Source organism: Shewanella livingstonensis (assembly GCF_003855395.1).
In the GTDB taxonomy this organism is placed as follows: Bacteria; Pseudomonadota; Gammaproteobacteria; order Enterobacterales; family Shewanellaceae; genus Shewanella; species Shewanella livingstonensis.
On record NZ_CP034015.1, the window covers coordinates 2987901 to 3002160 of the forward strand.

Genomic DNA, 14260 nt, shown 5'->3' on the forward strand with positions numbered 1-14260 from the left:
CTGATCAAGAGACAGCTATAAATCATCACTTCAGCATGTTCAATTAGCGTCTAAATTTTCCCTGCATTTTTACTGGTGTAATTTTACTAAATTTAATCGTCAATATTGATCACCCTCTGTAGCCTAAAATAAGTTAGAACAAACAAAATTTGTGTTTAGTATTCTGCTTTTTTCGAAAAAATTAGTCAGAAATTATCAATAATTATTGTACGCAACAGGCAATTTATTCGTGTGCTTTTTGTGTAGGTATCCTTGAATACGTATGCAGATCTTTGCTGTAAAATCTAAAAGCGTCTTATATTGCTTGTTGAAAGATAAAATAATAAACAATAAGGATTTTGTATGGTGCACGCTTATTCATCTGACTCAACCAGCTCAACTCATTCTTCGATCTCAACTGACTCAACCAGTTCAGCGCTCTCAACGGCTCAGTTAACCTTTACGCCCAATATCGTTAGTTTGTCTTGTGCACTAGTACTGGCAACCATTGCCATTCCTAGCACGGTGCAGGCTAAAACGGTTAATGTTACCTCCCCAGACAAACACATCAACATCAGTTTGACTGACGACAATGGTCGTCCTGAATACCAAATACAATTTAACGGTAAAACCGTGATTAGTCCGAGTAAGCTGGGGTTGGTATTTCAACAGTTAGGTGAATTAGGTACTGATTTCAACATTAAACATGTGACTAACAGCAGCGTAGACCAAACATGGCAACAACCTTGGGGGGAGCGTGAAAATATCCGCGATAATTACAACCGCGTGGTCGCCACCCTGAGTAACGGCAAAATTGACTTCGATATCGAATTTAAAGCCTTTAACGACGGTATTGGTTTCCGCTATTTAGTGCCTAAGCAAGCAGGACTCACTAACACACCCAAACTTGATATTACCGACGAGTTAACTGAATTTGCGATACCCGATCCACAGCACACCACCGCATGGTGGATCCCTGGGCGTGGTTGGAACCGTTACGAATATTTATACAATACGACTTCACTTGATAAAATCGACCGCGCGCATACGCCAATGACTTTTAGAACGGCAGATGGCGTGCATTTAAGTATTCATGAAGCCGCCCTCACCGACTATGCCGCTATGGTCCTTAATCAAGGCCGTGATGGTATTTTGCATGCTGATTTAACCCCATGGTCTGATGGTATTCGCGTTAAAACTCAACCTGGATTTTCAACACCGTGGCGCACGATTCAAATTGCTAAAGATGCCCCGGGATTACTTAACTCAGACCTAATCCTTAACCTTAACGAGCCCAACAAGCTTGGCGATGTGTCTTGGGTGCAACCAGGTAAATACGTGGGTATTTGGTGGGGAATGCATTTAAATGAAAACACCTGGGGAAGCGGACCTAAACACGGCGCAACCACCAGCGAAACCAAGCGTTATATGGACTTTGCCGCCCAATATGGTTTTGATGGTGTATTAGTTGAAGGTTGGAATGAAGGCTGGGATGGCAGTTGGTTTGAAAACGGCGATGTATTTAGCTTTACCCAAGCCTACCCTGACTTTGATATTGATGAAGTGACGGAATACGGCCACAGTAAAAATGTCCGTTTAATTGGCCATCATGAAACCTCAGGCTCGGTAACCAATTATCGTAATCAAATGAGTGATGCCTATGATATGTATCAAAAGCATGGTGTGACCCAAGTGAAAACCGGTTATGTGGCAGATGGCGGCGATATTAAACGAGTTGATGACAACGGCATTGTTAGGCATGAGTGGCACGACGGTCAGTTTATGGTTAACGAATACCTGTACAGCGTGACTGAAGCAGCAAAACGTGGCATTAGCATTAATACCCACGAACCGATTAAAGATACAGGTCTTCGTCGTACTTATCCTAACTGGATTGCCCGTGAAGGCGCTCGTGGTCAGGAATATAATGCCTGGGGCAGTCCGCCAAACACGCCTGAACATACTGCAATATTACCTTACACCCGCATGTTAGCCGGACCGATGGATTTTACCCCAGGGATTTTTAATTTAGCCCCACAGGGCTTAGATGCGGTTAATCGAGTTAAAACCACATTAACAAAACAGCTAGCCCTTTACGTCGTGTTATACAGCCCAATTCAAATGGCGGCCGATTTACCACGTAACTATGTACAACGCCTAGATGCATTTCAGTTTATTCAAGATGTGCCCACTGACTGGAGCGAAAGTATTGCCCTTGCCGGTGACATTGGTGATTACGTTGCTTTTGCCCGTAAACAGCGAGGTGCTGAAGATTGGTATGTAGGTGCATTAACCGACGAGGTGCCGCGTAAAATAAACCTAAAACTAGACTTTTTAACACCGGGTAAACGTTATGAAGCACAAATATACCGCGATGGAGCTAAAGCGGATTGGTTAACCAACCCTTATGATTATGTGATTGAAACTAAAACTGTCACGGCAATAGAGACCCTCGATTTGTCATTGGCAGCCAGCGGTGGCACAGCAATTCGCTTGAAAGCGCTATAATACTTGTCACTATAAATGTTATAAAAGTGTACAAATTATGAGGTTATGTTACATGAATACGTATGTATTAAGTTGTACCAATCTCACGCTCAGGGATACTATAAATCCATGCTGTTTCATCCCTTCAATTGCTGGATGAAACGGGTTAGGTCGCTTTCTGATGTATTCTCGGCCATGGGGATCATCAGCTTTATATCCTGAGATTTGATTGATTGTTTATTTATCGTAAATAACTAATCTGTCAATTGTAGGTCTGGCGAATACTTGTCTTAGGGGATATGTATTCGCCATTTTTTTAATGGCTAGTGAATTAACACGACCTAATTTCGACTTAAATCGTAGTAATAAATTATAAAAAATCACCATAGAGGCTGACAAAAAGGGATAGAACATGTCTGCGAATAACAATAATAATAATAATAATGCCACGCAACAACCACAGCTTAATTTTTGGCAAATCTTCAATATGTGTTTTGGATTTTTGGGGATCCAATTTGGCTTCGCCCTGCAAAATGCCAACGTCAGTCGTATTTTTCAAACCTTGGGCGCCTCTATCGACGACATTCCCATTCTCTGGATTGCCGCCCCGTTGACCGGCTTGATTGTACAACCCATTATTGGTTACTTGAGTGACAAAACGTGGAATCGACTGGGTCGTCGTCGACCGTATTTTTTAATTGGCGCAGTATTAACTACATTGTCGTTATTTATAATGCCGCACTCGCCAACCTTATGGATTGCGGCGGGCATGTTGTGGATTATGGATGCATCAATCAATATCGCCATGGAGCCGTTTCGTGCCTTTGTTGGCGACAACTTACCGAAAAGCCAACGTACTCAAGGGTACGCCATGCAAAGTTTCTTTATTGGTATTGGCGCTGTGGTCGCCTCAGCCATGCCATACATATTAACCAATGTATTTGATGTGGCTAATACCGCCGCTGCCGGTGATATTGCCGATTCAGTGCGTTATTCATTTTATTTTGGGGGTGCGGTGCTGTTTGTCGCGGTCGGTTGGACCATTATATCAACCAAAGAATACTCGCCTGAACAACTGGCGGCGTTTCATCAACATGACACGACTGACAATGAAGCCACCCGCGCTAACACTCGCACCAGTGGCCAATACCAAACTGGCGCCATTATTTGGATAGCCATTGGCGCAGTGTTTACTGCCGCCATTATGATCCAAGATCTCGACAAACAATTGTACATATTAAGCTTAGGAATTTTGGCATTTGGGCCGTTACAACTATTTTGTTCACGTAAGTTAGCCAACACAGCAGCAAGTGAAATGCTGCCAACTCAGCAACGCGAAAGCTTTGGCATGTTGTTTAATGTCGTCGATGACTTGTTTCATATGCCCAAAGCCATGCGCCAGCTTGCAGTAGTGCAGTTTTTCGCCTGGTTTGCATTGTTTGCAATGTGGATTTACACCACAGCAGCGGTGACATCGCATCATTACCATAGCTCAGATGTATTAAGCCAAGCCTATAACGATGGCGCTGACTGGGTCGGAATATTGTTTGCTTCATATAACGGTTTTGCGGCTATTGCCGCGATTATTATTCCATTTTTAGCCAAAGCAGTCGGCATTAAACTGACCCACACCATCAATATGTTTTTAGGTGGACTGGGTCTCATCAGCTTTATGTTTATTCAAGACCCCAATCAATTGTGGATCCCTATGATTGGCGTTGGCTTTGCTTGGGCATCTATTTTATCGGTGCCCTATGCCATGCTATCCGCTGCACTGCCGCCTAAAAAAATGGGCGTGTATTTAGGCATATTTAACTTTTTCATTGTGATCCCACAATTATTAGCCGCCAGTATTTTAGGCTTGTTACTGAAGAGCTTCTTTGATGGCGAACCGATTTACGCACTGATTTTAGGTGGAGTGTCGATGATGATTTCAGGCATTGCAGTGTTGTTCGTTCAACAAGAAAAGTAACTCTTTTATAATTATCTGTCTTCGTCACAGATAGCGATTCACGTTAATTTTGCTTAACACTATTTTGGGGAATTCCATGTTCAAGCCTTTACTCACCCATCGCAGCGCTATGGCGACTGCAATAAGCGCCTGCATTCTCGGTTTATCGTTAAGTGCATGCTCACCTGCTGACAATCAAACTGAAGCACTCACAGTAACATCGGCTGAAATGCATAAGGTTGCCCCTGGCGCGCCGGGTATTGAGCCAACATGGGCATTTGCAGGTAAAACAGGTATTGGCACATCGTTTGAACCCTATGTTAATGGCCAGTATCAAGACACCGCGGCAAACCCTGTCAGTAAAGTGTGGTTTTCGATTGCCCAAGGTGTGTTAACCGAGACCATGTTTGGCCTTATTCATAATGCCCAGCTCAAAGAACTGCAATTTATTATTAGCGGCAATGACTTTGTTGATACTGAAAAAGATAACACCATTAGCACCATTGAATATTTAGATACCGATGATATGGGCCGCCCTTTGTCTTTGGCTTATAAAATAATCAATAAAGATGTTGAAGGTAAATACCAAATCGAGAAGCATATTTTTACCGACCCTGATAGAAATAGCCTAATGATGAAAGTCACTTTTACTGCATTTGAAGCAGGTATCACTCCGCACCTGTATGTTAATCCACACATTGATAACAGCGGCGCCAATGACATCGCTAGCGTTGAAGGCCAAGCGTTAGTGGCTCACACCAGCGGTGCAAACTCGAGCGTAATGACGGTGAAAACTGATGTCGATTTTGTTGTCGCCAGTGCAGGATTTGTGGGCACATCTGATGGCCTAATGGATTTACAAGATAACGGTAAACTCGACGCACTGTATCAAACCACTAGCGATACTAACCAAGGTGGCAATGTTGCGCTAACGGCTCAATACCCTACCCTTGCCAATGCAAATGACAGCTTAAGCTTTAATCTGGTTATTGGTTTTGGTAAAGACAAAGCCAGCAGCTTAGCCACTACCCAAGCCACATTAGATGCCGGTTACGATGCGGTTAAACAAGCCTATTTAGGTGATGACAGCCATTTGGGCTGGAAAGACTATTTAGCATCACTTAACCCATTAAATAACATGAGCAAAAGCACCACTGATAATGGCAAATTACTTTATGCCAGTGCGCTAGTGTTAAAAGCTCAAGAAGATAAAACCCATGCTGGTGCGTTAATCGCCTCACTGTCTAACCCATGGGGTGATACCGTTTCAGCAACCGTTGGCAGTACTGGCTACAAAGCGGTGTGGCCACGTGATTTCTACCAATGCGCTATGGCATTTTTGGCCATGGGCGATACCCAAACGCCCAAAGTCGCCTTTGAGTATTTAAAGCAAGTACAAGTTAAGCAACAAACACCCGGTTTTGCGGGCACCCCGGGATGGTTTTTACAGAAAACCCATGTGGATGGTGAAATTGAATGGGTTGGCGTGCAGCTCGATCAAACGGCTATGCCAATCATGCTTGGTTGGAAGTTATGGCAAGCAGGCGTGCTAAGCGACGTTGAAATAACTCAGTGGTACCAACAGATGCTTAAACCTGCAGCTGAGTTTTTAGTCAAAGGCGGCAAGGTAAAGCTGGACTGGAACGACACTGAAATCACGCCACCAAGTACTCAACAAGAGCGCTGGGAAGAACAAGCCGGATTTTCACCTTCAACGACCGCTGCGGTTATTGCAGGTTTAGTGGCCGCCAGCGACATCGCTACGTTGGTAAAAGATCAACAAGCATCAGTATATGCCGACTTAGCGCATAAGTTACAACGTCAGCTGCAAACCACCATGGTGACCACAACAAGCGTACTAGGAGAGCAATCTAGCGGCGAGCAATCTAGCGGAAAATCGGCTCCTTATTATGTGCGTATTAGCCCTAATGGTAATCCAAACAACGCAGATAAACTCTTGGATAACAACGGTAAGCCGGGACTGGATCAGAGGATGATTTTAGACGGTGGTTTTTTAGAGTTAGTCCGTTACGGTGTGGTTGATGCCCAAGATCCAGTGATTAAAAACAGCGTGATGCTGATTGATAATCAAAGCCTTGAAGATAACCTGCGAGTTAAGTATGAGTTTACCGCGAAAGATGGCAGCAAAATTCCGGGTTATCGTCGTTATGGTAATGACGGCTATGGCGAAGACACGGTAACGGGACTTAGCTATGCGGAAAAAGGCAATACAGTAGACCAACGAGGACGTGTTTGGCCATTTTTTACCGGCGAGCGCGGCCATTATGAATTAGCCCTAGCCAAGGCTAATGGCACATTATCGGCTGACACTAAACAAGCGCTTATCAACACCTATGTAAAGGGCATGGAAACCTTTGCCAACCAAGGGTTAATGTTGCCAGAACAAGCCTGGGATGGCATCGGTAATGCCACTCCATATGACTACAAAATGGGTCAAGGCACTAACTCTGCCACACCGCTTGCGTGGACTCATGCCGAATACGTTAAATTGGTGCGTTCGATGACCGACGAACAAGTGTGGGACTTTTACCCTGTGGTAAAACAGCAATTAGCGCAATAAACATCCTAAGTCCCCACCAAGTAACATCTATGTGATTACTTGCTCGATAAAGCCATTGTAATAATGGCTTTATTTTTATCTATCATTTAAAACAAAACCTTGTTAATTCAACACTATTTTGTTACAAATACAACGGATTAAACAACGTTAATGTTAAGGAATAACGAATGGATTGGTATGTAAAAGTATTGAAGCAGTACTTTGATTTTAGCGGCCGAGCACGCCGTAAAGAATTTTGGATGTTTGGACTTGTCAGCATGATCATTAGTATTGTGCTGACCTTATTAGATATGGGCGTGGGTTTATACAATGACCTTTATGGCGCAGGGTTATTTAGCTCTATTTATTCACTTGCCATAATGATCCCAAGTATCGCCGTGAGTGCACGTCGCCTACACGATACTGACCATTCTGCTTGGTGGCTGTTGTTAATGTTTATTCCATTGCTAGGAGTATTAATTCTTTTGGTAGTGATGTGCTTTAACAGTAAAGAAGACAATGAATACGGCCCAAACCCAAAGGCAGAACCCAGTCTTGGTGATAACGACAATTTAGCCGTTTAGTTAGACGCGACTAATCAAACTCGTTAACATCGCTAAATAAAAAAGAGCATAGTCACTGACTATGCTCTTTTTATTACAGCTTAACTGATATTAATTTATGTTTTAGAAGGCATTAACTTGGTCACACCGTTGATGACTAACACCGCCAAACCACCCGCAATCACACCAAATAATGCATTGAGTACACTTGGGGTTAACAATCCTAAAAATCCACCGACTACACTGACTTGATTAACCATTGTTTGTGCATGTTCAATCCATTCAAACACCACATGGATACCATGAGTTAAAATACCGCCACCAACCATAAACATCGCAATTGTGCCAACAAAGGTAAGGGTTTTCATTAAATAAGGTGCCGCAGACACTAAACCTAGTCCTAATTTATGCCCCATTCCACTAGGCTTTCGCTGAGCTAGATATAAACCCAGATCATCTATTTTAACAATCCCAGCCACTAAACCGTATACCCCGACCGTCATCACAATGGCAATAACCGACAAGGTTAAAAACTGACCCATTAGATCCATGTGGGCTGCGACGCCTAAACTAATCGCGATGATTTCAGCCGATAAAACAAAATCGGTGCGAATAGCGCCTTTGATTTTTTCTTTCTCAAATGCTGCTAAATCGTCAATATCGGTTTTTGCTTTAGCGATAATAGTATTGTCATCGGCGACGGGTAACTTCTTGTGGGTTATTGAATGGTAAACTTTTTCAAAGCCTTCATAACATAAAAATAAACCACCAAACATCAATAACGGTGTAATAGCCCAGGGAATAAATGCACTAATGAGCATGGCCATCGGTACTAAAATGACTTTATTGCGAAACGAGCCCATGGCCACCGCAAACACCACTGGCAATTCTCGCTCAGAGGCAACACCTGATACTTGCTGCGCATTTAGCGCTAAGTCATCACCCAAGACGCCCGCTGTTTTGCGTGCTGCCACTTTACTCATTGCCGCCACATCATCCAAAATAGTGGCAATATCATCTAAGAGAGTTAATAAACTGGCACCGGCCATAAATAGTCTTATCCTTTAAAAACAATAGTTAATAGTAGTTGTTGTTATGTAACATAGTAGATTAATACATTTTATATTAATGCATTAATTCTCTTCAACATTTGCACCACACGAGCTACGTACCAATAAATTAGTTTTGATTAACCGCTGACTCACTTCTTGACCACGGATTAACTTCAATACACTCTCTACCAGTATTTCGCCAGCAAACTGAGTATCTTGCTTAATAGTTGTTAACGGTGGATTAGAAAAACTTGCCACTGGAATATCATCATATCCCACCACAGCAACTTGCTCTGGCACAGAAACACCACGCTTTTTTAGTGCACGAATCGCCCCTATCGCAATAAGGTCACTGGCGGTAAAAATGGCATCAAATGCCACAGCACTGTCTAATAATAGGTTGGCAGCATTATAGCCAGAAGCTTCAGTATTAATGGCGTCATGTTGTAAGTGTTTATCAACTTGGATATCGACAGCTTTTAAAGCATCAACATGGCCTAAGTATCGGTCTCTAAACTCAGGGCTGCGACTAGAGGAATCACCTAAAAACGCGATATTTTTATGGCCTAATCCAAGTAAATGTTCCGTAGCAATAACACCGCCTTGATGATTATCACAACCAATCGATAATACCGCCTTGTTGTTATGCTCCGCCCCCCAAATAACAAAGTGAGTTTCTTTCTCGATTAACTTATCTAGCTTATGGGCATAGTCTACATAATCACCATAACCTAATAAAATAATACCATCGGCTTTATTACTGTCTTCATAATCTGCATGCCAATCAGTTGAAAGCTGCTGGAATGACACCAATAAATCATAACCTTGACGGGCGGTTGCTCGAGTGATCGAACCCAACATAGAGAGGAAAAATGGGTTAATCATCGACTCATCATTAGTTGGATCTTCACAAATTAGCAATGCTAACGTATGGCTGTTTTGCATGCGCAAGTTACTGGCATTTTTATCGACTTTATAATTGAGTTCTTTTGCAATGGCTTGGATACGCTGTCGTGTTTCTAAATTTACCAACGGACTGTTTCTTAACGCACGAGACACAGTCGATTGCGACACGCCTGCACGGTAAGCTATATCAATAGAAGTCGCTTTAGATGTCATTTCTCTGCATCGCCTGTAGTTAATGGGTGAAGGTTTGAAACTGAAAGTACCCGCATATTGCCTTTAATAATGATTTAAAAAAATAGTTAGCCTCTACTATTATGAAATTTATAAATATTGTAGTTTATTCGCTTAAAATATTTATTCATAATTCTATCATTTCATAGTAATGAGCCAACTTAAGCTAGCTGAATACGTAAATGGGGGGAGTTAACTACATCATTTACTTTGGTTTTAGGTATCTATTATCATATGTTAAGTTATGTTATCAGTAATTACTATGGGTAATTTTTTTAACATTACGAAGGTGGTATTGTTAATTATTCATTTAAAAGGACTTAGTAACATGCTTATGCAATTTAATAAATTATGGGTTAACCATCCTTATCCCAGCAACCCTTACGACAAAACATTATTCGCTAATCAATGTGCTATCCGTATGGGTGTGTCATTAGAAGCGTCTGGAATCGATATTTCATCTTTTGATAAAATGTATCCTCAACGTCGCTGTTATCCTGGTTTAAAACATACACCAAGGCATATCCTTGCTGCACAAGAACTTGCAAATTGGATTGACTCTGCTAACTGTACATTTGTTGGTAACTAACAAGTCCTTAAAAACGATGCTCTATCTGTTTTAAAAGATAAAAAAGGCATTGTTTTTATAATGAATGGTTGGGGAAATACTGATCATATTGATTTATGGGATGGTGAATATTTAAAGGCTGGAGATCCTGACTGGCTTAATTTAGGAGAGCAAATATGGTTCTGGGAAATGTCAGCATGATTCGACCATTTGGTTTACTCGGATCATTATTGTTAATGTCATGTGCTAACGCTCATGTCAGTTTGAACGATGATTCAGGGCAATGCGTTTTCGATAAAGATACTCAACATATTGCTTTACAATTAAAAACACCATGTTCTCTCGTAAAGGTTAATGACGATGGGCGTTATTTTTATCAATACAATAATGTGAAAGTTTATATTGTTGCTGGTGCGCCTGCAGCTTTAGATGAACTCAAAAGATGGCAAGTGAAAGCGATTGATAAATGCTCATTACAATCACAAGCAGTGTTTATCACTGATGGCAAGATGACTGCTTCAACTGTAAGAGATAAAGGGTTAACGTGTCCAACAATTGGCCTAGATGAAAAGGTCTACCGTCACTTCTTAAATAATAAACAATAAATTTTTTTTGGTGATAAGATCATAACGCTATAAGTTGAATTTCTTTAAAGAGCTTCAATAAAGAAATTAACAACCAAGATGGTCTAAATCGAGAGAAACAACCAAGATGAATTGCTTATTTGGTTATTTCTCTCAATCTGCATTACTTATAATCCAAGCTCACTAAGCAAGTCATCAGCGTCATCGACAACAATGCCTTTAATATTGGGATCATTTAATACATCTTTTGATTTAGCAGTGTTAACTTGCGCTGCTTTACCATGAGTTTCAATTAACGAATCTAAATCAAACTCCTCGTCCATTTCAAAGTCTGCCGAACGAATAAACTCGGTTTTATCCATGGCGAATTCAAGGTAGAAAATATGATTATTTTCAGTTTTAAAAGACACTCTCCTAGCGACTGCATTATCGAGATTAGTATCAACTGAAATGGTCAACTCTTTATTAATTACCAACATTTTTGGCTGACTTTGGCTAATTGAGGTTTGTAACTCTTTTGATATTTTGCCAATAAAATCACCTAAAATCTGGTTCATTAATTCGCCCATCACATTACTGACATCATCAGAGGTATGCGAAAACGCTAATTCCGCTTCAGGCATGCCCATATTGAGCATATAACGGCGATAAATTTCAATCGCTGCTGCAGCAGAAAAATTGATCACGACTAAACCAGAAAAGCCGCCGTCAAAAATAGAGAAACAAGCCAAATCAGGTTTTAAACGGGTACGAGAAATACTTTGAACCATCCCAGCATGACTAACATGGCTCGCACTAGTGCTAGAAAGAACATGAGAAACTGAATGACAAAGCTTAAGTAAAATGTCGTCATTTTTGACTGTAGAAGATGAATTCATAACGTTGATACCTTATCCATTAATTAAGCTAATCTTGCGGGTAAATCGAAAAAAAATCAAAATTAAAACAACCAATTAGCATGTTAATTAATCGGTTAATCTCAAGGCTACACTAATCAATTGATAATCAAAACATTTTACTAAAAACAAACATCACACTTACAAATGTAAAAAATGTACTGTCTGCTCACAAAAACAATCTTTTAAGCTTATTTTTTTTATTATATTCATTATAATTTGTTAACTTTTATAGGATATTTTGAACTAGGACAGGTAATGATTGAATTATTACGACGCTTAACCATTTTAAAGCGTTTATTCATTATGTTAGCTTTGGCTGCTGTAGGCACTGTGGTTTTTGGCTCTTTTTCGATAAAAGAACAATACAATCATTTAATAGAACAACAATTTAAACAGGTTACCGGGCAAGTTAATCTATTAGGTAACACGCTAGATGCCTTCAAGCTTGCTAATCCTGACGCGACAGCCACAGCAATCAGCCAGTTTGTAAGCAACATTAAGGTCTCTGAACATCAAGCCTTTATTATTGTGGATAATCAAAATAGCATTATTGTTAATCCACTAAGCCAAGCTTCAATCGGTAAACCGATAAACACGTTAATGGCCATTGATGGTTCAGCACCTTACCCACCACTTATTGCCTCGGCCAAACAACATCAAACCGACCAAGCTGAGTTCGCGATAGTCGATCATCAAAATCAATCGCAAACCGTTCTGGCGGCGGCACGATATTATCCGACACTGGAATGGACGTTAATCACCCAAGTGAACGTTAACGCCGTGAATAACAGCATGATGGGTATCATTATTGATTACTTTATTATTATGATGATTATTTCAGTGCCTATTTTTGCGTTCTTTTTATTGCTTAATCATTCTATCACCCAGCCTCTGAAGGTCACTATTGATGCTATGGAGCAAATAGCCAAAGGTGAAGGCGACCTGACCCAGCGTTTATCGACTGAAGGCAATGATGAAGTGGCAAAATTGGCACATGCGTTTAATCAATTTGTGATTAAAATTGCCAATATGGTTGCCACTTTGCAACCTCTTGGGCATACCTTAAGCAATGAAGCGATGCATTTGTTAGATACCGTTAAATTATCAAATCAAAGCGCGAATCAAGTACACAGTGAAACCCAAAGCGTTGCAGCTGCAATTAACCAGATGTTATCCACCAGCCAAGAAATGGCCCGTAACACTCAAGATGCGGCTGACGGCGCTACCAATGTGAAACATCAAGCCCAAAAAAATCAACAATTGATGCAACAAACAGTGGAGCAAACAGAAGATTTAGTCCAGGAATTACATCAAGCAGAAACAGTGTCGTTAACCCTGAGTCAATCATCTTCTGAGATTGGCAGTATTCTAGATGTTATTGGTAGCATTGCAGATCAAACTAACTTACTTGCACTTAATGCTGCCATTGAAGCTGCTCGAGCAGGTGAACATGGTCGAGGCTTTGCGGTTGTGGCTGATGAAGTACGTGCATTAGCCAATAGAACGCAATCGTCTACCAATGAAATTAATAAAATTATTAGCCTAATTCAGACGGGTATTCAATCGGTTATCAGCAGTATTACTAACACACAACAACAGTCTGCTCAGCTGCAATCTAAAGCTGTGCAATCTAGTGATGCTATTATCGAAATTTTAATCCTTATCGATAATATCAGTAGCATGACAGCGCAACTCGCTAGCGCTACCGAAGAACAGGCATTAGTCACCGAAGACATTAATGTCAACGTTAATACTATTTCTGAACTCACCGAACTGTCGTTAACGGCCAATGAAACCCATAGCCAAGCAGCGCAATCATTACAAACAATTAGTGTTGATATGAGCCAAACGTTAAGGCAGTTTAAAATCTAATGTATCTTACTCTTAGTGCCGGTTAATGATAATTGGCGCTAAGAGGTAATGTCGCCTTTTGCCTTGGTGCATTGTTGCAAGGATGAATATGTGAAAAGGTAAATATCCGAGCAGGTAAAAACTTTGCCTCTAGCATCACTTTTAGCAATGTTCACTTTAGGGTATATTGTGCTCATCGGATTAAATACCTGAACGATTTAGCCCAAATATGACTGTGCCTTATGGTGATTTTTATTAGGCATCTATTTGAACTGTTTAGATATATAAGTATTTAGTTGTCATTCGTTATTGAGTATTTTATCTATGTATCAAAAAACGGTTACCATTGTTGCCCCTCATGGCATTCATACTCGTCCTGCTGCTTTATTAGTCAAAGAAGCTAAAGCATTTGCCTGTGACGTTATGGTAGAGTGTAATGGCAAGCAAGCTAGTGCTAAAAGTTTGTTTAAATTACAAACATTAGGCTTATATCAAGGTGTATCTGTAACGGTATTTGCTTCAGGTGAACATGGCCAAGCAGCCGTTGATAAAATCGCCTCACTGCTGATTACGCTCAGTTAATGAAGATCATTAATTAGGATCGATAGTTAGGACCGATAATTAGGACT

11 protein-coding genes are annotated in these 14260 nt (G+C 40.8%); 8 read left to right on the top strand and 3 right to left on the bottom strand.

What is annotated here, in order from left to right:
• Positions 1-342 precede the first annotated feature (342 nt).
• From EGC82_RS12855 to EGC82_RS12870, 4 genes are all read left to right on the top strand, one after another.
• On the top strand, positions 343-2487 hold the full coding sequence (locus tag EGC82_RS12855) for a glycoside hydrolase family 97 protein (RefSeq protein ID WP_244212466.1): 2145 nt from the start codon (positions 343-345) through the stop codon (positions 2485-2487).
• 391 nt (positions 2488-2878) lie between these two features.
• A complete protein-coding gene (locus EGC82_RS12860) occupies positions 2879-4438 on the top strand; it encodes an MFS transporter (RefSeq protein WP_124731117.1) in 1560 nt (519 codons plus the stop codon).
• Positions 4439-4514: 76 nt separating this feature from the next.
• The gene (locus tag EGC82_RS12865; RefSeq protein WP_124731118.1) at positions 4515-6998 is read left to right on the top strand and encodes a glucan 1,4-alpha-glucosidase; all 2484 of its coding nucleotides are present in this window, start codon (positions 4515-4517) and stop codon (positions 6996-6998) included.
• Positions 6999-7165: 167 nt separating this feature from the next.
• Complete coding sequence (locus EGC82_RS12870) at positions 7166-7561, top strand: DUF805 domain-containing protein (protein WP_124731119.1); 396 nt, start codon at positions 7166-7168, stop codon at positions 7559-7561.
• 95 nt (positions 7562-7656) lie between these two features.
• Here EGC82_RS12870 and EGC82_RS12875 read toward each other — a convergent pair whose 3' ends face one another.
• Positions 7657-8589, bottom strand: coding sequence for a DUF808 domain-containing protein (locus tag EGC82_RS12875; RefSeq protein WP_124731120.1), 933 nt, complete (start codon positions 8587-8589; stop codon positions 7657-7659).
• 84 nt (positions 8590-8673) lie between these two features.
• Positions 8674-9711 carry a LacI family DNA-binding transcriptional regulator gene (locus EGC82_RS12880; RefSeq protein WP_124731121.1) on the bottom strand — a complete coding sequence of 346 codons (1038 nt, stop codon included), beginning with the start codon at positions 9709-9711 and terminating at the stop codon, positions 8674-8676.
• A 346-nt stretch (positions 9712-10057) separates the two neighbouring features.
• Between EGC82_RS12880 and EGC82_RS21885 the strand changes: the two genes are divergently transcribed.
• Complete coding sequence (locus tag EGC82_RS21885; protein ID WP_164839133.1) at positions 10058-10318, top strand: T6SS effector amidase Tae4 family protein; 261 nt, start codon at positions 10058-10060, stop codon at positions 10316-10318.
• 176 nt (positions 10319-10494) lie between these two features.
• On the top strand, positions 10495-10902 hold the full coding sequence (locus EGC82_RS12895; RefSeq protein ID WP_059745331.1) for a hypothetical protein: 408 nt from the start codon (positions 10495-10497) through the stop codon (positions 10900-10902).
• A gap of 146 nt (positions 10903-11048) precedes the next feature.
• Here EGC82_RS12895 and EGC82_RS12900 read toward each other — a convergent pair whose 3' ends face one another.
• Positions 11049-11759 (bottom strand): DUF3334 family protein, encoded by a 711-nt coding sequence (locus EGC82_RS12900; RefSeq protein ID WP_124731124.1) that lies wholly within the window; start codon positions 11757-11759, stop codon positions 11049-11051.
• A 276-nt stretch (positions 11760-12035) separates the two neighbouring features.
• Between EGC82_RS12900 and EGC82_RS12905 the strand changes: the two genes are divergently transcribed.
• Positions 12036-13652, top strand: coding sequence for a methyl-accepting chemotaxis protein (locus EGC82_RS12905; protein WP_124731125.1), 1617 nt, complete (start codon positions 12036-12038; stop codon positions 13650-13652).
• A gap of 303 nt (positions 13653-13955) precedes the next feature.
• Positions 13956-14213, top strand: coding sequence for an HPr family phosphocarrier protein (locus EGC82_RS12910; RefSeq protein WP_124731126.1), 258 nt, complete (start codon positions 13956-13958; stop codon positions 14211-14213).
• Positions 14214-14260: the final 47 nt, after the last annotated feature.